The sequence below is a fragment of the Streptomyces sp. NBC_00878 genome (assembly GCF_026341515.1).
Lineage (GTDB): Bacteria > Actinomycetota > Actinomycetes > Streptomycetales > Streptomycetaceae > Streptomyces.
This window is the reverse complement of sequence record NZ_JAPEOK010000001.1, coordinates 3128871-3149073: the sequence shown is the minus strand read 5'-3', so window position 1 is coordinate 3149073 and position 20203 is coordinate 3128871. Positions and strand designations below refer to the sequence as shown.

Below are 20203 nucleotides of genomic sequence, written 5' to 3'. Positions count from 1 at the left end.
ACCATGACGGACAGCAACGTCAACATCATCAAGCTCACCGCGTCGGAGATCGCCGCCGGTATCGCCGCCGGGGAGCTCACCGCCGTCGAGGTCACCGAGGCGCACCTCGCGCGCATCGAGGCCGTCGACGAGAAGGTGCACGCCTTCCTGCACGTCGACCGGGAAGGGGCGCTCGCCCAGGCCCGTGCCGTCGACGCCAAGCGCGCGAAGGGCGAGAAGCTCGGGCCTCTCGCCGGTGTGCCTCTCGCGCTCAAGGACATCTTCACCACCGAGGGCATCCCGACCACCGTCGGCTCGAAGATCCTCGAAGGCTGGATCCCGCCGTACGACGCGACGCTCACCAAGCGGCTCAAGGCCGCCGACGTCGTCATTCTCGGCAAGACCAACATGGACGAGTTCGCCATGGGGTCCAGCACCGAGAACAGCGCCTATGGCCCGACCGGCAACCCCTGGGACCTCACCAAGATCCCCGGCGGCTCCGGCGGCGGTTCGTCCGCCGCGCTCGCCTCCTACCAGGCGCCCCTCGCCATCGGCACGGACACCGGCGGCTCCATCCGCCAGCCCGCCGCCGTCACCGGCACGGTCGGCGTGAAGCCGACGTACGGCGCCGTCTCGCGGTACGGGATGGTGGCGTTCTCGTCCTCCCTCGACCAGGGTGGGCCCTGCGCCCGTACGGTCCTCGACGCCGCCCTCCTGCACGAGGTCATCGCCGGGCACGACCCCCTCGACTCCACCTCCATCGACGCGCCCGTACCGGCCGTCGTCGAGGCCGCCCGCAACGGCAGCGTCGAAGGCATGCGCGTCGGTGTCGTCAAGCAGTTCCGCGGCGAGGGCTACCAGGCCGGTGTCGTGCAGCGCTTCGACGAGTCCGTCTCGCTCCTCAAGGAGCTGGGCGCCGAGATCGTCGAGCTGGACTGCCCGTCCTTCGACCTCGCCCTTTCGGCGTACTACCTCATCGCCCCGTCCGAGTGTTCGAGCAACCTCGCCCGCTTCGACGGCCTGCGGTACGGCCTGCGCACCGGCGACGACGGTACGCACTCAGCCGAGGAGGTCACCGCCCTCACCCGTGAGGCGGGCTTCGGCGACGAGGTCAAGCGCCGCATCATGCTCGGCACGTACGCGCTCAGCTCCGGCTACTACGACGCGTACTACGGCAGCGCCCAGAAGGTCCGTACGCTCATCACGCGCGACTTCGAGAAGGCGTTCGAGCAGGTGGACGTGATCGTGTCGCCCACCACGCCGACCACCGCCTTCCCGATCGGCGAGCGCGCCGACGACCCGATGGCGATGTACCTCGCGGACCTGTGCACCATCCCGACGAACCTCGCGGGCAACGCCGCGATGTCACTGCCCTGCGGTCTCGCGCCGGAGGACAACCTGCCCGTCGGTCTGCAGATCATCGCCCCCGCGATGCAGGACGACCGCCTTTACAAGGTCGGTGCTGCTGTTGAGGCTGCCTTCGTGGAACGCTGGGGGCACCCGCTGATCGAGGAGGCTCCGTCGTTGTGAGCAAGGCACTGACCAAGGCCAAGGGCTTCAAGAAGTCGAAGTCCGGTACGTACCTGTCCATCGCCACCACCGCGTTCGGCGCCGTCAGTGTCGTGAAGCAGGCCAAGAAGGCCCGCTCCGAGAACGACACGCTCCGGCTGATCGACGCGGCCGTGTCCGCCGCCGCCATCGTCACCGGCCTCGCCATCCTCTACCGGGAGCTCAAGCGCCTGGGCGACGACGACGTCCTGCTGGGCTGAGAGGGAAAGTTTCACCGTGACTGTCACGACTGACCTGGTGTCGTACGAGGACGCGCTGGCGTCGTACGACCCCGTCATGGGCCTCGAAGTCCATGTCGAACTCGGCACCAAGACCAAGATGTTCTGCGGCTGCTCCACCGAGCTGGGCGCCGAGCCCAACTCGCAGACCTGCCCGACGTGCCTCGGCATGCCCGGCGCGCTGCCGGCCGTCAACGCGATCGGCGTCGAGTCCGCGATCAAGATCGGTCTCGCGCTGCACTGCGAGATCGCCGAGTGGTGCCGCTTCGCCCGGAAGAACTACTTCTATCCGGACATGCCGAAGAACTTCCAGACCTCCCAGTACGACGAGCCGATCGCCTTCAACGGCTACCTCGACGTCCAGCTGGAGGACGGCGAGGTCTTCCGCGTGGAGATCGAGCGCGCCCACATGGAGGAGGACACCGGCAAGTCGCTGCACGTCGGCGGCGCGACGGGCCGTATCCACGGCGCCTCGCACTCGCTCCTCGACTACAACCGCGCCGGTATCCCCCTCATCGAGATCGTCACCAAGCCGATCGAGGGTGCGGGCGAGCGCGCCCCCGAGGTCGCCAAGGCGTACGTCGCCGAGCTGCGCGAGCTCATCAAGGCGCTCGGTGTGTCGGAAGCCCGCATGGAGATGGGGCAGATGCGCTGCGACGTGAACCTGTCGCTGCGCCCGCACGGCCGGGAGAAGTTCGGCACGCGGAGCGAGACGAAGAACGTCAACTCGCTGCGGTCCGTGGAGCGCGCGGCCCGCTTCGAGATCCAGCGCCATGCCGCGGTGCTGAACTCCGGCGGGACGATCATCCAGGAGACCCGCCACTTCCACGAGGACACGGGCTCCACGACCTCGGGCCGGGTGAAGGAGGAGGCGGAGGACTACCGCTACTTCCCCGAGCCGGATCTCGTGCCCGTGGCCCCGTCCCGTGAGTGGGTCGAGGAGCTGCGCGCTGTTCTGCCCGAGCAGCCGCTGGCCCGCCGCAACCGGCTGCGCGAGGAGTGGGGCGTGGGCGCCCACGACATGCAGTCGATGCTCAACGCCGGTGCCATCGACCCCATCGTCGCCACCATCGGGGCGGGCGCCGACGCGGCCTCCGCCCGCAAGTGGTGGATGGGCGAGCTGGCCCGTACGGCCAACGAGTCGGGCGTGTCCCTGGACGCGCTGGCCATCACGCCCGAGCAGGTCGCCCGGGTGACCGCCCTGGTCAACGAGGGTTTCCTCAACGACAAGCTGGCCCGCCAGGTCATCGAGGGCGTCCTCAAGGGCGAGGGCACCCCGGACGAGGTCGTCGAGAAGCGCGGTCTGAAGGTCGTCTCCGACGAGGGCGCCCTGACGACGGCCGTCGAGGAGGCCATCGCCGGCAACGCGGCCATCGCGGACAAGATCCGCGGCGGCAAGGTGGCCGCCGTCGGCGCCCTGGTGGGTGCCGTCATGAAGGCCACGCGGGGGCAGGCCGACGCGGCCCGCGTCAAGGAGCTCATCCTGGAGAAGCTGGGCGTCAGCGAGGGCTGAGTCCGCACCGGGAACTCACCCGCAGGGCCGGCCGGGTCCCACCTGTACGGCAATGGGGGGTGCATCGACACCGATGTACCCCCCATTGGCGTGCCTGCGGGCACCGTGAGGGACGACAGAGCTCATTGGATTGTCGTGTGAACTGCCTCGCAATCCTGTGAGTAAGCCCACGAATGAGGCCAACGATCACTTCTGGCTGCAAGAGTGACAACGAATAGGTCATGCGTTCTTTGCGGGCGGTTCCCGGTCAAAGATCCACAAAACACCCAGGGAGCTCGTCCGTGGCAGCTCTAGCACGTTGGTGTGTCCAGCACCGTCTCGTCGCCGTACTGCTCTGGCTCCTCGCCTTCGGCGGGATCACCTCGGCCGCCGCCGTCACCGGATCCGCGTACTCGAACGACTACGAGGCGCCGGGCACCGAATCGGGCCGCGCCAGCCAGCTCCTCCAGGACGGTTTCCCCGGCCTCGGCGGCGACAGCGACACCGTTGTCTGGCACACCACCGGCGGCACGGTCCGTGCCGCGGACGTCGAGCAGACCATGACCCACACCCTGGACAAGATCGCCGACCTGCCCGGGGTGGCCGCGGTCGCCAGCCCGTATCAGGGCCACGGTTCCGATCAGATCAGCGGCGACGGACGTACGGCTTATGCCACCGTGACCTTCGACGACCCGGCCGAGGACATCGACCGGGGCGAGGCCGGGGCCGTCGTCGACACGGCGAAGGCCGCCGGGACGCAGGGGCTCCAGGTCGAGCTGGGCGGCCAGGCCGTCGCCCTCACCGAGTCGTCGGGCGGCCACATCGCCGAGGTCGTCGGCGTGATCGTCGCCGCCGCGGTCCTCTTTCTCGCCTTCGGCTCACTGGCCGCCTCGCTGCTGCCCATCGCCACGGCCCTGGTCAGCGTCGGCACGGCGTACGCCGGGATCGTGCTCCTCGGGCACGCGATGACCGTCGCCGACTTCGCGCCGATGCTCGGCATGCTGATCGGACTCGGCGTCGGCATCGACTACGCGCTGTTCATAGTCACCAGACACCGGCGCGGTCTGAAACGCGGTCTTCCGGTCGAGGAGGCCGCGCGGAACGCGGTGGCCACCACCGGGCGAGCGGTCGTCTTCGCGGGCGCCACCGTCTGTATCGCCCTGCTTGGCATGCTCATACTGCGGCTCGGCTTCCTCAACGGCGTCGCGATCGCCGCCTCCCTCACCGTGGTCCTCACCGTCGCCGCCTCCGTGACCCTGCTGCCCGCGCTCCTCTCCTTCATCGGCACGCGCGCCCTCAGCCGCCGCGAGCGCCGCCGCCTGGACGAGCACGGCCCCCAGCCGGAGATCCCCACCGGGCTCGCTGCCCGCTGGTCCGCCTTCGTCGAGAAGCATCCCAAGCTCCTCGGCGGCGTCGCCCTGGCCGTCATGGCCCTGCTCGCGATCCCGACCTTCTCCCTGCACCTGGGCACCTCCGACCAGGGCAACAACCCGGAGACGGCCACCACCCGGCAGGCGTACGACCTGCTCGCGGACGGTTTCGGACCCGGGCTGAACGGGCCGCTGACCCTCGTCACGCACGTCGGCGGGGCCCAGGACCGCGTCGCCCTCGACAAACTCGACGCCACGCTCAGGGCGACCGAGGGCGTCCGGAGCGCGACCCCAGTGACGTACAACAACGCCGGCGACACCGCCTACCTCAGCGTCGTACCGACGTCCTCGCCGCAGTCCGAGAAGACCAGCGAGCTCGTCGACCGGCTGCGCGACGACGTGCTGCCGCAGGCCGAGACCGGGACCGGGCTCGACGTACAGGTCGGTGGCATCACCGCCGGGTACGACGACTTCGCCGACGTCATCGTCGGCAAACTGCCCCTCTTCGTAGGCGTCGTCATCGGTCTCGGCTGCGTCCTGCTGCTGCTCGCCTTCCGGTCCGTCGGCATCCCCCTGAAGGCCGCCGCGATGAACATCGCGGCCGTCGCCGCCTCCTTCGGAGTCGTCGTCGCGATCTTCCAGTGGGGCTGGGGCAGCGAACTGCTGGGCCTCGGCCGCGCGGGCCCGATCGAGCCCTTCCTGCCCGTGATCATGGTGTCCGTGCTCTTCGGGCTCTCCATGGACTACCAGGTGTTCCTGGTCAGCAGGATGTACGAGGAGTGGCTGGAGACCGGCGACAACCGGCGGGCCGTCCGCGTGGGCCTCGCCGAGACCAGCCGTGTGATCAACTCCGCCGCCGTGATCATGATCTCGGTCTTCCTGGCCTTCGTGCTCAGCGGCGACCGCGTCATCGCGATGTTCGGGATAGCGCTCGCCGCCGCCGTCGCCCTCGACGCCTTCGTGCTGCGTACGCTCCTGGTGCCCGCCCTGATGCACATGCTGGGCGGCGCCAACTGGTGGCTGCCCCGCTGGCTCGACCGGCGCCTGCCGCGCATCAGCATCGAGACGCCGGAAATCCGTACCGCCGACGCCGACGACCGTGCGACGATCCCGGGGGCGCGCGACGACGCCCTCATGGACGACGCCCTCATCGACGCAGGCGCGAAGGAGCGACAGCAGGATGTACGCGATATCCCTGGGTGACGACGGTGCCGAACTGCGGCCCCTGGAGCCGTGGCACGCGGAGGAGTTCCTGGCGCACCTGGACCGGGGGCGCGAGTTCATCGGGCAGCACATTCCGTTCGGGACCAAGGCCGTCGACGTCGATTCCGCGAAGGAACTCCTTCAGTCGTACGCCGACAAGCGGGCCACCGACAGCGGCAGCCTGCACGGCCTGTGGCTGGCGGGGAAGCTGGTCGGCGGCGTCCTGTTCCTGCACTTCGACGCCGGGCGGGGCACCTGCGAGGTCGGCTGCTGGCTGGAGCCGGCCGGCGCGGGACGCGGACTGGTCACGCGCGCCATGCGGATCCTCATCGACTGGGCGGTCGAGGAGCGGGGCGTGCACCGCGTGGAGTGGCAGGCGTCGTCCGCCAACGAACCGAGCATCAACGTGGCGCGGCGGCTTGGCATGAGCCGCGACGGGGTGCTCAGGGAGAGCTTCCCGTACCGGGGCGTACGCCAGAACCTGGAAGTGTGGTCGGTGCTTGCGCCCGAGTGGCGTGCCGCACGCGCGCGTGCCTGGCAGTGAGGTCCCAGTGTGATGTCTTGGCAGCGATGTCCCGGTGATGACCTCGGGGCGGCGTCGTAAGGCCGCGAGGTACGGCGGAATGTCGCCCGGGGCGTGAGGATCTCGGGATCTTAAAGAAATTCTCAGACAGCGTCCGTACGGTGCGGGGCATGGGAACCAAGACAGAGGACGAGGCCGGAGTGAAGACCGGCACCGAGGCACAGCGCGACGAGGAGGGCGTGGAGCTCACCAAGGGCGACGACACCGCGATCGGAGAGGTCGAGGAGGCCGAGGGAGCCGAGACGGCTGACGACCAGGCCGACTCGGAGATCCTGGGCGAGGAAGAGGACGAGGACGAGCAGGTCGCGGAGGTGGCCGCCGCCGGTTCCGGCGTGGGCCTGGGTGCCGCCGCCGTCGTCTCCGCCGGACTCGGCGTCGTCTCGCTGACCGGCAGCTGGGTCGGCACGATCGCGCAGGCGCGCGACTCGATCTACGGCCAGCTGGAGACCGCGCAGGGCGCCGGTGTGGCCGAGCAGATCAAGCAGGTCTACGCCGACTCCTGGAACCTCAACGCGCTCGTCGCCGGGTTCTTCGCGCTCGCCGCGCTGATCGTCGGCGTCGTGGTGCTGGTCCGGCCCGCGTTCGGCAACCCCGACCGGATCCCGGCCCAGGCCCCGTGGGTCAAGTCGGTCGCCTGGGCGGGAGTCTCGCTCGGCGTCGTCGGCCTGCTCCTGGCCGCGCTGAAGTACTCCGACATCCTGCTCTCCATGCCGACCACGAGCTGAGGAACCGCACGTCTGAGGGGCCTTAGTCCCGCCGTAGGCCACTTACGGCGGGACTAAGGCCCTTCGTGCGCGCAAGATGCGGAACTCTCCCGATGTGGCGCACCCCCCTTGGAGACGAAGGTTGAGGCATCGCGAACGAGCGAAGCCGAAGAAGCCGGAGCAGCCGGAGCAGCCGGAAACGGCACGTCACGAGGGGTACGAGATGTTCGAGTTCGAGCGCCAGCAGATCCGTTCCGCGGAGATGATCCGCGAGGCCGAAAACTACCGACTGGCCCGCGAGGCCGTCCGCAGCCGCCGTGCCGCCCGGCGCGAGGCCACGCGGTCCGGCCGCGACGACACCGAGGGGCGGGTGGACAGCCACCGCCACCGCAGGCCCCGGTTCGCACGCGCCGCGTGAGCACGGGCGCGGGCGTGGGCGTGGGCGCGGGGGCGGGGGCACGGAAGGGCGGCCGCACGGAGGTCGGCCGCCCTGAGTCGGGCGGGGCCACCGTGACCACCCTGCCGGTCACGGGCAGGCCCGCCGGAAGCAAGGGTGCGTCCGCGGGCGCGGGTGTGCCCAAGGGTGTCGGTGGGCCCGAGGCCGTGGGCCGGTCCGAGTACGTGGACAGGCCCGCAGTCGTGGACAGGCCGACAGGCGTGGGCAGGCCCGCACTCGTGGGCGGGACCGCGGGCCCGGGCGCGCCCGGGATAACCGGTGCCGGTGTGTCAGAGGCCTGTGCGATGCTCGGCGTTGTGGAGACCAGGTCCGTCAGTCCGGTCTTCGTCGGCCGGGCCGATGAACTGGACGTGCTGAACGACGCGCTCGCCCGCGCCGCCGCGGGCGAGCCGCAGGCGTTGCTGCTCGGCGGTGAGGCCGGCGTCGGAAAGACCCGGCTCATCGAGGAGTTCGCCAGCGCGGCCTGTCGCGAGGGGGCTGTCGTGGCGCTCGGCGGCTGCGTCGAGATCGGTGCCGACGGACTGCCCTTCGCACCCTTCTCCAGCGCGCTGCGGGCCCTGCGCCGCCACCTGCCCGACGAGCTGGCCGCCGCGGCCGCGGGACAGGAGGAGGAGCTGGCCCGACTGCTGCCCGAACTGGGCGACACCTCACGCGGGCGGCACGACGAGGACGGCATGGCCCGCCTCTTCGAACTCACCGTCCGCCTGCTGGAGCGCGTCGCCGCCGACCGCCCGGTCGTCGTCCTCCTGGAGGACCTGCACTGGGCCGACGCCTCGACCCGCCACCTCCTCGCCTATCTCTTCCGTACGGTCCGCAGCGGGCGCCTCCTCGTCGTCGCCACCTACCGCGCGGACGACATCCACCGCCGCCACCCGCTGCGCCCACTGCTCGCCGAACTCGACCGGCTGCGCACCGTCCGCCGTATCGAACTCGGCCGTTTCAGCCGTGCCGAAGTCGGCCGTCAGATCGCCGGAATCCTTGCCTCCGAACCCGACCCGGCCCAGGTCGACGAGATCTTCGCGCGCTCCGACGGGAACGCGTTCTTCGTCGAGGAGCTGGCGGTGGCCGCCCACGAGGGCTGCTGCACCGGCCTCACCGACTCCCTGCGCGATCTGCTCCTCGTCCGCGTCGAGAGTCTGCCCGAGGGGTCCCAGCGGGTCGCCCGGATCGTCGCCGAGGGCGGCTCCACCGTGGAGTACCGGCTGCTCGCCGCCGTGGCACGGCTCTCCGAGGACGACCTCATCGAAGCGCTGCGGGCCGCCGTGGGCGCCAACATCCTGCTCGCGACACCCGACGGGGACGGCTACCGCTTCCGCCACTCCCTGGTGCGCGAGGCCGTCGGCGACGACCTGCTGCCCGGCGAGCGCTCCCGCCTCAACCGCCGGTATGCCGAAGCGCTGGAGGCCGACCCCACGCTCGTCCCTGCCGACGAGCGCGCCGCCCGCCTGGCCAGCCACTGGTATCACGCGCACGACGCGGCCAAGGCCCTGCCCGCCGTCCTCGACGCCTCCGTGGCGGCCCGCCGCCGGCACGCCTACTCGGAGCAACTGCGGCTCCTGGAGCGGGCGATGGAGCTCTGGGACACGAGCCCCGAGGCCGTACGCGCCGAGCTGCGGCCCATCGACTACACCGAGGTCTATCCCCCCTGCGGCTGCGACCCGGCCACCACGCCGCTGGGCTACCTCGACCTGATGGCCGAGGCCGCCGTCGCGGGCCGGCTCAGCGGAGAACGCGAGCGCGCCCTGAAGATCACCAAGCGGGCCCTGAACATCCTGGGGGACGAGGGCGATCCCCTGCGGGCCGCCTGGTTCTGGACCCAGCGCTCCCGCCTCGTCGAGGCACAGGCCCGGGGCGACGGCTGGCAGGAGCTCGCCACCGCCCAGGAACTGGTCCGGGGACTGCCGCCGTCCGAGGTGCACGCCGAAGTCCTCGCCCACGTCGCCAACTGGTCGATGAAGCACCGGCCCGGCCCGGAGGCGTTCCACGCCGCCGAGCGCGCCGTGGAGTACGCCCGCATGGTCGGCGCCCGCGACATCGAGCTGAACGCGCGGCTCACCCTGGGCGGACTCCTCGTCGAATCGGGCGACATCAAGGCGGGGCTCGCCGAGGTGCACGAGGTCAAGGAGCGGGCGGAGGACTTCGGCGCCCTCTACGTCGTCGGCCGTGCCCATGTGAACCTGCCGTCGCATCTGGAGGGCATCGGCCGCTCCCAGGAGGCCGTCCGGATCCTCCAGGAGGGGGTCGAACTGGTCCGGAAGTTCGGCCTGTTGGACACCGAGGCCTGGGTGTGGGGCAATCTCGCCGAGTCCCTGTACTCCCTGGGCCGCTGGGACGAGGCCGGTGAGGCCAGGGCCAACGCGGAGCGCGTCGGCCACGGCGCCAAGCCCCGCGGCTTCCGCACCCAGCTCCACTCCATGTTCGCGCTCGCCCGGGGCGATCTGGCCGAGGCGGGCCGCCAACTGGCCGCCGCCCGCGGCCACTTCGGCACCCACGACGTCGTGCCCCAGCACACGCTGCCGCTGACCACCATCGCCGTCGGCATCGCCGCCGCCGAGGGCCGCCTCCTCGATGCCCGCGCCGAACTGGACAAGGCCCTGGACGTCGGCTTCCGGCCGGGCACCCACCGCTACGGCTGGCCCCTGCTGCTCGCCGCGGCGACCGCGGAGGCCGACGCCCGCGGCCTGCCCGTCGCCGAACAGGGCCGCGCGGAAGTCGTGGAACGCCTCCGCAAGGCCGCCAAGGCCCTCGTCACGAACGTGCCCGTCTGGCAGGCGTACGAGCTCTGGGTGCGGGCCGAACTGCTGCGCGCCGAGGGCCAGGACACCCCGGACGAGTGGTCCGCGGCGGTCACCGCCTTCGAGCCCCTTGAGCGCCCGTACGACCTCGCCCGGGTCCGGCATCGGCTCGCCGAGTCCCTGCTGGTCTCCGGAGGCGGCGAGGAGGAGCGGGATCGCGCCACCGAACTGCTGCGGCTGGCCCACGCCGTGGCCGACCATCTCGGCGCCCGCCTGCTCGCCGACGCCGTCGCCCAACTCGCCCAGCGGGCCCGTCTCACCCTCGCCCGCGCTCCCGAGCAGTCCGTCCTCGCCTCCACCGACCCGGCCGAGGCGCTCGGTCTGACCAGCCGCGAGCGGGACGTCCTACGCCTGGTCGCCGTCGGCCGCAGCAACCGCCAGATCGCCGAGGAGCTCTTCATCTCCCCGAAGACGGCCAGCGTCCACGTCTCCAACATCCTCGCCAAGCTGAACGTTTCGGGCAGGGGAGAGGCGGCGGCGGTGGCGCACCGGATGCGGTTGTTCCCACCCGAGACGGCCGGAGCCCGGACGGCCGGGTGAGGTCCACGCCCCGGACGGCCGGGTGAGGTCCACGCCCCGGACGGCTGGTGAAATCCACCACGGGGGTTCCACACCGTGAGGTCTACGCTGTAGGAGACCCCGGGCCGAGGGAGGCACCGTGTTCAACATGATCGAGCAGCTCTTCGCACCAGGCCGCAAGCACACCGAGGAGGAGCGCAAGCGGCTGGAACTGAGCCGCGTGGACCTGAACGACGGAGACCCCGGACGGGGCCCGATAGACCTCTCCTCCGGCAAGGTGGTCGTCCGCGTGCCAGCCCAGCCCGTGGCAGCTTCCGACCCGGCCAAGGCCAAGGCCCCGGCCCCGGCCCCGGTGGAACCTCCCGAGTAGGCGCCCCTGTTTCCGGGCGCCCTACGTCACCTCCAGCTCCAGAATCCTGTCGTCCCCCGACTCCGGGGTCCCTCGTCCGTCCGTCTCGCTCGTCACCAGCCACAGCTTGTTGCCGCCCGCCGAGACCACCGTGCGCAGGCGGCCGTAGTCGCCCTCCAGGAAGGCCTGGGAGTCTGCCGAGGCCTCCGTGCCGTTGAGCGGGATGCGCCACAGTCGCTTGCCGCGCAGGCCCGCCATCCAGATGGAGCCCTCCGCGTAGGCGATGCCGCTGGGGGAGGCCTCGTCGGTGCTCCACTGGTCGATCGGGTTGTGGTACTTGGAGTCGTCGGACTTGCCCTCCGCGTCCGGCCAGCCGTAGTTGTCGCCCGGCTTGATGTGGTTCAGCTCGTCCCAGGTGTCCTGGCCGAACTCGGAGGCGAACAGACGCTGCTTGGAGTCCCAGGCGAGGCCCTGCACATTGCGGTGGCCGTACGAGTAGATCGCCGAGTTGAACGGGTTGCCCGGGGCCGGCTCGCCCTCCGGGGTCAGTCGGAGGATCTTGCCGCCGGTGGACTTCTTGTCCTGGGCGAGCTCGGTCACATAGGTCTCGCCCGTGCCCACGTACAGCATCTTGTCCGGGCCGAAGGCGATCCGGCCGCCGTTGTGGTTGGTGCCCTTCGGGATGCCCCTGAACACCGTGTCGGGCGCGCCCAGCTGCTCACCGGCCGGCTTCTTCGCGTCGTACAGCATGCGCACGATGCGGTTGTCCGAGTCCGAGGTGAAGTACGCGTACACCATGTGGTCCGAGGCATACGACGGGGAGAGGGCCAGGCCCATCAGGCCGCCCTCGCCGGCGGGGGCGACGCCGGGCACGGAGCCCACCTCGGTCTTCTTGCCCGTCTTCTCGTCGACCCGGGTGATCGTCCCCTCGTCCCGCGAGGACACCAGGAGGCCGCCCTCGGGCAGTGGCGCCAGGCCCCAGGGGGTCTTCAGCCCCTCGGTGACGGTCCGCACGACCTTCACGGAGCCCTTGGCGGGCGGGGTCTCCTCGGCGGCCTGCTCGGACGCCGGGGCCGAGGCACCGGGCTCCGAGCTGCTCGGAGACGTGCTCCTGCCGCCGTCCGACTCCTCCCCGTCCCCCGAGGAGCACCCGGCCGTCACCAAGAGCGTGGCCGCGGCCAACATGGCCGTCACAGCTCGACGTTGCACGATCAGGATCCCTTCGACGCGGCAGGTTCTACTTCTCATACACCGGGAGTGCTCCGCAGGTTCCCACTTGGGCGGATCAAGTCGTCTTCTCGGCTGGGGGTCCGGGGGTCGTCCCCCGGGAAATGCAGTCACCGCTCGCGCCCCACGAGTTCCCGATCATCGAATACCGAAGCGGCGAAGTACCGAAGGAGCGAACCCCGGAGCGCCGGGCCCCGTGAACCGTACGGCCGGTTCCAAGAGCTGTACGGTTCCGCGAGCCGTACGGCTCAGTCCCAGGATCCCCGCACCGAAGGCAACCCCGCCACCTCCGCGAGATCCTCCTCCGTCAGGCGCAGTCCGGCCGCCCGCGCGTTCTCCGCGGCCCAGCACTCCCGCTTGGTCCCCGGCACCGGCACCACCTGCCGCCCTGCCGCGAGCACCCACGCGAGCGCCACCTGAGCCGGGGTGACGTCCGCCCCCGGCGCCGCGTGCCGGGCGGCTATGCGCCGCAGACCGGCGACGATCGGCTGGTTCGCGGCCATCATCTCGGCGGTGAAGCGGGGGTGCCGGGCCCGTACGTCGTCGGGTTCGAAACCCTCGCCGGGGGTGAGCGTGCCGGTCAGGAAGCCGTTGCCGAGCGGCATCGCCGCCAGGAAGCCGACGCCGCGCGCCTCGCACCACGGCAGCAGCCCGTCCAGAGCCTCCGGCGACCACACCGACAGCTCGGCCTCCACCGCGCTCACCGGGAAGACCTGCTGCACCCGCTCCAGCTGCCGGATCGTTTCGTCATGCAGCCGTGCTCCCGAACGGCGGCGGGAGCGCGCGCCCACCGCGCACAGCCCGAGCGCCCGTACCTTGCCGGCCGAGACGAGGTCCGCCATCGCGCCCCACGTCTCCTCGACCGGTACCTCCGGGTCCGCGCGGTGCAGTTGGTACAGGTCGATGACGTCCGTCTGGAGGCGGCGCAGTGAGGCGTCGCACGCCCGCTTCACATAGCCGGGGCGGCCGTTGGCCACGATGTGCTGTTCGCCCACCAGGAGGCCGACCTTGGTCGACACGAAGGCCTCGGAGCGCCGCTCCTTCAGTACCCGTCCGACCAGCAGCTCGTTGGTGAAGGGCCCGTACATGTCGGCGGTGTCCAGGAGCGTGGCGCCCCGGTCGAGGGCCGTGTGCACGGTCCGCAGCGACTCGTCGCCCCGCTGGCGCGAACCCGAGTACGCCCAGCTCATCGGCATGCACCCGAGGCCGACAGCCCCCACCTCGAGCGCCGCCGCCCCGATCGTCCTGCGCTCCACCTGGCCGTGCCCTCCCTTTCCTGGCACCCCAAACTAACCTCTGCGTCCCCAGGCGCTTCGCATAGCCTCCTGACATGACGTATGAAGTGTGGCTTCCGTTTCCCGCAGACGACCTCGAAGGCCTCCCGGCCGGCCCCAATTACCGCTACTGGAACGGTGAGCAGGACTTTCCCGCCGATCCCGCCGACTGCGCCTTCTATGTCGTGCCTTACATGAAGAGCAGCGATGTCTCGATGCGCCCCCTGGCCGACATGACGTCCGTCCAGGTCGTGCAGACCCTGTCCGCCGGCATCGACCATGTGCAGCCGGGTCTGCGACTGCTCCCCGAGGGCGTGCGGTTGTGCAACGCGCGCGGCGTGCACGACGCCAGCACCGCCGAACTCACCCTCACCCTGATCCTGTCCTCGCTTCGCGGCATCCCCGACTTCGTCCGTGGGCAGGACAGCGAGCAGTGGCGGTCCGGATTCCGGCCCGCGCTCGCCGACAAGTCCGTCCTGATCGTCGGCTACGGGGCGGTCGGCTCGGCCATCGAGGACCGGCTCGTTCCGTTTGAGCTCGCGCGGGTGGCGCGCGTCGCGCGCCACCCACGCGAGACGGCGCGCGGTCCGGTGCATCCGATCTCCGCCCTGCCCGAACTCCTCCCGGACGCCGATGTGGTGGTGCTCATCACACCCCTCACCGAGCAGACGAAGGGCCTGGCCGGAGCCGACTTCCTGGCGCGGATGAAGGACGGGGCGCTCCTCGTGAACGTCGCCCGCGGCGGAGTCGTCGACACCAAGGCGCTCCTCGCCGAGCTGGAGAGCGGCCGCCTCACGGCCGCCCTGGACGTCACCGATCCCGAACCGCTGCCCCCGGGACACCCCTTGTGGCATGCGCCGGGCGTCCTCATCAGCCCCCACGTGGGCGGGCCGACCTCCGCCTTCTATCCGCGTGCCAAGCGGCTCCTGAGCGACCAGTTGAACCGTTTTGTGAACCGGGAGCCGCTGCGAAACGTGGTCCTTACGACGGGTCCGTAGTCCGGTCCGGGCACCCTCCGAAGTCCCCCGAATGCGCGGCGTGGCCATTTACCCATCGGCCGTCACGGAGCGTAGAGGGGCTATGTCCCTGAGTGACGAGACTGGTGTATCGTCCCGACAGGGGCCGCGCCGTGCACCGTTCGGCGCGGGGGATCGACAGGCAGCAACTGCGAGGGGGGCGACGGGCGATGCACGGCCTATGGACCAACGATCCGACGCGGCGGGGCCGCCGACGGCGACCCTGGCGCGTACCGGCGCGCAGGCGCGGCCACAGCGGTCATCACCACCGAAGGCCCGGCGGTCGCAGGAGGCACGCATATCCGGCCCGCCGGGACCAGATGGACTCGGGGGCGGCACGGACCGGAGAGACACAGTGAGCTCCCCAGGGGCATTGCTGGCCCGTCGTCCGGTCCACGGAGGCGGAGCGGGTCTCGTGCCGCAGCTCGCGCTGGCCCTGGTGTGCGCGGGATACGCCGTCGGTTGCGCGCTCGGCTGGGGATCACCGCGACTCGCCCTGATCATGGGCGACTTCGGGCTCAGCGCGGCGGCCGCCACCGCGGCCGTCTCCTGCTTCCTCTGTGCCCGCACCCCTCGCTGCCGCTTTCGACCCGCATGGCTGCTCTTCGCGCTCTCCTCCGCGATGGCGGCGGCGGGCAACTTCGTCTGGGGTTGGTATGAGGTCGTCCTGGACAGCCCGGTGCCCAGCCCGAGCTATGCCGACCTGTTCTTCCTGTGCTTCGCGCCGCCGGCCATCGTGGGACTGCTCGTCCTCGCCAAACGGCCGATGAGCAAGGCCGGCTGGGTCTGTCTGGTGCTGGACGCCTGGCTGATCGGCGGCTCGCTGCTCACGCTCTCCTGGAGCCTCGCGCTCGCCCAGGCGGCGAAGGCGGAGGGTTCGAGCGTCGCGCACACCGCGCTGTCGCTCGCGTATCCGCTGCTGGACATCGCCCTGGTGAGCATGGTGCTCGCACTGCACTTCAGGCGCTCGGCGATGAACCGCTCCGCGGTGAACACCGCGATCGGCGCCCTGGCCCTGACGGTCATGTGCGACGCCCTGTTCACCTCACCACTGATGCAGAGCGACTACCACTCAGGGCAGCTGCTCGACGCCGGCTGGTTCGCCGGATCACTCCTGCTCGCCTACGCCCCCTGGGTGGGGCAACGACACGGACACACGGAAGAAGAGGGGCACACGCGCGTGGTGTACGGCTACGTGCCCGGGCCCCGGCAGGGACAACCGGCACACGTGCCCCTCCAGGAAGGAGGCCACAGTCGGTATCCGGCCAGTCGGCCCATCAGCAGTTCGCTGGCGGCGCTCACCCCCTACCTGGCCGCCGCCGTCTGCACGCTGGGGATCCTCTACAACGTGCTCAACGGCCGCAGCGTCGACCGCGTCGTGCTCGTCACCGGCGGCACGGTCGTGCTCGCCCTCGTCGTACGCCAGGGCATCATGCTCCTCGACAACATCACCCTCACCCAGGAACTGGCCCAGAAGGAGAACCACTTCCGCTCCCTGGTGCAGGGCTCCAGCGACGTCATCATGATCGCAGCTCCGAACGGCATTCTCCGGTACGTCAGCCCGGCCGCGGCCGGGGTCTACGGACGGCCCGCCGAGGAACTCGTCGGCTCCGAACTCGCCACGCTGATCCACCCGGAGGACCTGGGCTGTGTGGTGCACGAGGTGCGCCGCTTCCTCGCCGCCAGCCCCACCGAGGAACCCACCACCCGCATCGAGTGCCGTTTCAAGTCCGGCGGTGGGAGCACCTCCCGCTCGAGCGAGGCCGAGAGTGGGGGAGGCTGGCTCAACGTTGAGTCGACGGTCAACCGCCACCACGGCGGCCTCATCTTCAACAGCCGTGACGTGACCGAACGGGTGCGCCTCCAGGCCCAGTTGCAGCACAACGCCGAGCACGACCCGCTCACCGACCTGCCCAACCGTGCCCTGTTCACCAAGCGCGTCGGACAGGCGCTCTCCGGCCGCCGTTCCTCCGACCGCGGCACCGCCGTCCTCTTCATCGACCTCGACGGCTTCAAGGCCGTCAACGACACCATCGGGCACCAGGCCGGCGACGAACTGCTCGTCCAGGCCGCCCGCAGACTCCAGGACGCCGTCCGGCAGACCGACACCGCCTCCCGCCTCGGCGGCGACGAGTTCGCGGCCCTGATCGTCGGCGACGGCGGCCGTGACCGCACCGCGCGCGAGCACCAGATCTTCGAGCTCGCCGACCGCCTCCGCGTGACCCTCTCGCAGCCGTACTCCATCGACGGCAACGATGTCCGCGTCGCCGCCTCCATCGGCGTCGCCTTCTCCGAGCCCGGTCTCGGCGCGGGCGAGCTGCTGCGCAACGCCGACCTCGCGATGTACCGCGCCAAGGCCGCGGGCAAGGGCCGCGTCGAGCTGTACGCACCCCAGATGCAGCAGGACGTCGTACGGAAGGCCCAGCTGGCCACCCGGCTGCGGGCCGCCCTGCACGACGGCGAGTTCGCGCTGCTGCACCAGCCCGTGGTCTCCCTCGACACCGGCCGGATCACGGCGGTCGCGGCCGAGGCGCGCTGGCGCTCCGCCCAGGGCGTGCTGTTCACGCCCGCCGAGTTCCTGCGCGTCGCCGAGGACAGCGAGCGCACCGCCGAGCTGGGCCGCTGGATGCTGGAGGAGGCCATCGAGCAGGCCGTCGAGCGCGCCGCCACGGGGCTCGCCGTGCCCGTCGCCGTCCGGATGACCGCCCGCCGCCTCCTCGACCGGTCCATGCCCCTCAGCTCTGTCGAGGCCCTGCTCACCCGGCACGGCCTCCCGTCGGGTGCCCTGGTCGTCGAGCTGGCCGACATCGATCCCAAGGTCTCCCTCGACGAGCTGGAGCGCCGCCTGGGCGCACTCAGGCGCCTTGGCGTCCGGATCGCCCTGGACGGCTTCGGCAGCGGCTGCGCCACGATCACCGCACTGCGCCGCCTCCCCGTCGACGTACTGAAACTGGACCGCGGTCTGGTGGAGGGGGTGGTCGAGTCCGCCCGGCTGCACAAGATCACCAGCGGGCTGCTGCGTATCGCGAACGATCTGGGGCTGCAGACCGTCGCCGTCGGCGTGGACCTGCCCGAGCAGGTCATCGCCCTGCGCTCGATGGGCTGCACACACGGAGAGGGCAACGCGTTCTCCGGACCGCTGGACGAGTACCGACTGCGCCGAGCCCTGGCGGCCGGTGCCTACCCCGTGCCTCACGGCCCGGTCGAGCCGGTGTTCGTCGGAGGCGGCGGCAGTGGTGTCTACGCAGGTGGGAGCACCAGTGCGTACGCGGCCGGGGCATCCTCGGCCGGGTACGGAACCGGTACGGCCCTACGTTCACATGATGAGACTCCCGTCCCACCCACTTGACACGTACGGCGTGCCGGGGGGAGGGTCTGTGCCATGCGCACCCGAATTCTCGTACTTGGAAAGCGCGTCGGCTGAGCTGGGACGCACCGGATCGACAGAACCGGATCTCCCAGCGACCGCACCCGGCGCGCTCCCCTCGCTTGCCTCACGGCACGAGGGGTTTTTTGTTGCACAGGTGCCGGTCGGCCAGTAACCGAACACCGTATAAACCTCGCAAAAACCCTCAGCATCGAGAAGAGAATGCCGATGACCGAGCAGGCCACCGGGGCCCATCACCCGCAGCCGCGGCCCCGTTCCGGAGGACAGCAGTCCGCCCCCGAGCAGGTGACGGGAGCCCAGTCCCTCATCCGTTCTCTCGAGGAGGTCGGGGCCGAGACGGTATTCGGCATTCCCGGCGGCGCGATCCTTCCGGCCTACGACCCGCTGATGGACTCCCGGCGGGTTCGGCACGTGCTCGTGCGCCACGAGCAGGGCGCGGGTCACGCGGCCACCGGCTACGCGCAGGCCACCGGCAAGGTCGGCGTCTGCATGGCGACCAGCGGCCCCGGCGCCACCAACCTGGTGACCCCCATCGCCGACGCGCACATGGACTCGGTGCCGCTCGTGGCGATCACCGGGCAGGTCGCGTCCAAGGCGATCGGCACGGACGCCTTCCAGGAGGCGGACATCGTCGGCATCACGATGCCGATCACCAAGCACAACTTCCTCGTCACCAAGGCCGAGGACATCCCGCGGACGATCGCGGAGGCCTTCCACATCGCCTCCACCGGCCGTCCGGGCCCCGTCCTCGTCGACATCGCCAAGGACGCCCTCCAGGCGCGCACCACCTTCCAGTGGCCGCCCGCCCAGGACCTGCCCGGCTACCGCCCGGTGACCAAGCCGCACGCCAAGCAGATCCGCGAGGCCGCCCGGCTGATCACCCAGGCCAAGCGGCCCGTCCTGTACGTCGGCGGCGGCGTCCTCAAGGCCGGTGCCACCGCCGAGCTGAAGGTCCTCGCCGAACTCACCGGAGCGCCCGTCACCACCACACTGATGGCGCTCGGCGCATTCCCCGACAGCCACCCGCTGCACGTGGGAATGCCGGGCATGCACGGTGCGGTCACCGCCGTCACCGCGCTGCAGAAGGCCGACCTGATCGTCGCCCTCGGAGCCCGCTTCGACGACCGCGTCACCGGCAAGCTGGACAGCTTCGCCCCGTACGCGAAGATCGTCCACGCCGACATCGACCCGGCCGAGATCGGCAAGAACCGCGCCGCCGACGTGCCGATCGTCGGCGATGCCCGCGAGGTCCTCGCCGACCTGGTGCAGGCGGTGCAGAAAGAGCACAGTGAGGGGAACCAGGGGGACTACACCGCCTGGTGGAAGGACCTCAACCGCTGGCGCGAGACGTACCCGCTCGGCTACGACCAGCCCGACAACGGCTCGCTCGCGCCCCAGCAGGTCATCGAGCGCATCGGACAGCTCGCCCCCGAGGGCACGATCTTCGCGGCGGGCGTCGGCCAGCACCAGATGTGGGCCGCGCACTACATCCAGTACGAGAAGCCCGCGACCTGGCTGAACTCCGGCGGCGCCGGAACGATGGGCTACGCGGTTCCGGCCGCGATGGGCGCCAAGGCCGGCGCCCCGGAGCGGACGGTCTGGGCGATCGACGGCGACGGCTGCTTCCAGATGACCAATCAGGAGCTCACCACCTGCGCCCTGAACAACATCCCGATCAAGGTCGCCATCATCAACAACGGCGCCCTCGGGATGGTCCGCCAGTGGCAGACCCTCTTCTACAACCAGCGCTACTCCAACACCGTGCTGCACTCCGGCCCCGAGGCGGACGGAAAGCAACCGAGCGCCGGCACCCGCGTCCCCGACTTCGTGAAGCTGTCGGAGGCCATGGGCTGTTACGCCATCCGCTGCGAGTCCCCGGACGACCTCGACAAGGTCATCGAGGAGGCGAACTCGGTCAACGACCGCCCGGTCGTCGTCGACTTCATCGTCCACGAGGACGCGATGGTCTGGCCGATGGTCGCCGCCGGCACCTCGAACGACACGATCCTGGCCGCCCGGGACGTCCGCCCCGACTTCGGCGACAACGAAGACGACTGAGA

Annotated in this window: 14 protein-coding genes; 12 read left to right on the top strand and 2 right to left on the bottom strand. The window is 70.8% G+C overall.

Going from position 1 to position 20203, the window contains the following annotated elements; all coding sequences use genetic code 11:
• Nucleotides 1-3 precede the first annotated feature (3 nt).
• From gatA to OHA11_RS12870, 9 genes are all read left to right on the top strand, one after another.
• Nucleotides 4-1509 carry an Asp-tRNA(Asn)/Glu-tRNA(Gln) amidotransferase subunit GatA gene (gatA, locus tag OHA11_RS12910; RefSeq protein WP_266495512.1) on the top strand — a complete coding sequence of 502 codons (1506 nt, stop codon included), beginning with the start codon at nt 4-6 and terminating at the stop codon, nt 1507-1509.
• Nucleotides 1506-1748, top strand: a complete 243-nt coding sequence (locus OHA11_RS12905) for a hypothetical protein (protein ID WP_266495511.1) — start codon at nt 1506-1508, stop codon at nt 1746-1748. The genes gatA and OHA11_RS12905 overlap by 4 nt, the downstream gene beginning before the upstream one ends.
• A gap of 16 nt (nt 1749-1764) precedes the next feature.
• On the top strand, nt 1765-3279 hold the full coding sequence (gene gatB / locus OHA11_RS12900; RefSeq protein WP_266495510.1) for an Asp-tRNA(Asn)/Glu-tRNA(Gln) amidotransferase subunit GatB: 1515 nt from the start codon (nt 1765-1767) through the stop codon (nt 3277-3279).
• A 281-nt stretch (nt 3280-3560) separates the two neighbouring features.
• A complete protein-coding gene (locus OHA11_RS12895; protein ID WP_266495509.1) occupies nt 3561-5831 on the top strand; it encodes an MMPL family transporter in 2271 nt (756 codons plus the stop codon).
• The gene (locus OHA11_RS12890) at nt 5809-6375 is read left to right on the top strand and encodes a GNAT family N-acetyltransferase (RefSeq protein WP_266495507.1); all 567 of its coding nucleotides are present in this window, start codon (nt 5809-5811) and stop codon (nt 6373-6375) included. Before OHA11_RS12895 ends, OHA11_RS12890 begins: the two co-directional genes overlap by 23 nt.
• A gap of 149 nt (nt 6376-6524) precedes the next feature.
• Nucleotides 6525-7139, top strand: coding sequence for a hypothetical protein (locus OHA11_RS12885; protein ID WP_266495505.1), 615 nt, complete (start codon nt 6525-6527; stop codon nt 7137-7139).
• Nucleotides 7140-7260: 121 nt separating this feature from the next.
• The gene (locus tag OHA11_RS12880) at nt 7261-7536 is read left to right on the top strand and encodes a hypothetical protein (RefSeq protein WP_323186555.1); all 276 of its coding nucleotides are present in this window, start codon (nt 7261-7263) and stop codon (nt 7534-7536) included.
• A 323-nt stretch (nt 7537-7859) separates the two neighbouring features.
• Nucleotides 7860-10910: a helix-turn-helix transcriptional regulator gene (locus tag OHA11_RS12875; protein WP_266507119.1), complete on the top strand. Its 3051-nt coding sequence runs from the start codon at nt 7860-7862 to the stop codon at nt 10908-10910.
• Nucleotides 10911-11028: 118 nt separating this feature from the next.
• Entirely contained in the window at nt 11029-11259 is a 231-nt protein-coding gene (locus OHA11_RS12870; RefSeq protein WP_266495504.1) for a DUF6191 domain-containing protein, read from the top strand.
• Nucleotides 11260-11280: 21 nt separating this feature from the next.
• Here OHA11_RS12870 and OHA11_RS12865 read toward each other — a convergent pair whose 3' ends face one another.
• Both OHA11_RS12865 and OHA11_RS12860 read right to left on the bottom strand, forming a co-directional pair.
• On the bottom strand, nt 11281-12486 hold the full coding sequence (locus OHA11_RS12865; RefSeq protein ID WP_266495502.1) for a sorbosone dehydrogenase family protein: 1206 nt from the start codon (nt 12484-12486) through the stop codon (nt 11281-11283).
• A gap of 227 nt (nt 12487-12713) precedes the next feature.
• Nucleotides 12714-13721 carry an aldo/keto reductase gene (locus OHA11_RS12860; RefSeq protein ID WP_266495499.1) on the bottom strand — a complete coding sequence of 336 codons (1008 nt, stop codon included), beginning with the start codon at nt 13719-13721 and terminating at the stop codon, nt 12714-12716.
• Nucleotides 13722-13795: 74 nt separating this feature from the next.
• On the opposite strand from OHA11_RS12860, the gene OHA11_RS12855 reads away from it, so the two are divergent.
• The 3 genes from OHA11_RS12855 (at nt 13796) to OHA11_RS12845 (ending at nt 20201) form a co-directional block, all read left to right on the top strand.
• Nucleotides 13796-14737 (top strand): 2-hydroxyacid dehydrogenase, encoded by a 942-nt coding sequence (locus OHA11_RS12855; RefSeq protein WP_266495489.1) that lies wholly within the window; start codon nt 13796-13798, stop codon nt 14735-14737.
• Nucleotides 14738-14936: 199 nt separating this feature from the next.
• The gene (locus OHA11_RS12850; protein ID WP_266495486.1) at nt 14937-18104 is read left to right on the top strand and encodes a bifunctional diguanylate cyclase/phosphodiesterase; all 3168 of its coding nucleotides are present in this window, start codon (nt 14937-14939) and stop codon (nt 18102-18104) included.
• Between the two features lie 240 nt (nt 18105-18344).
• The gene (locus OHA11_RS12845; RefSeq protein ID WP_266495481.1) at nt 18345-20201 is read left to right on the top strand and encodes an acetolactate synthase large subunit; all 1857 of its coding nucleotides are present in this window, start codon (nt 18345-18347) and stop codon (nt 20199-20201) included.
• The last annotated feature ends 2 nt before the right edge of the window (nt 20202-20203 follow it).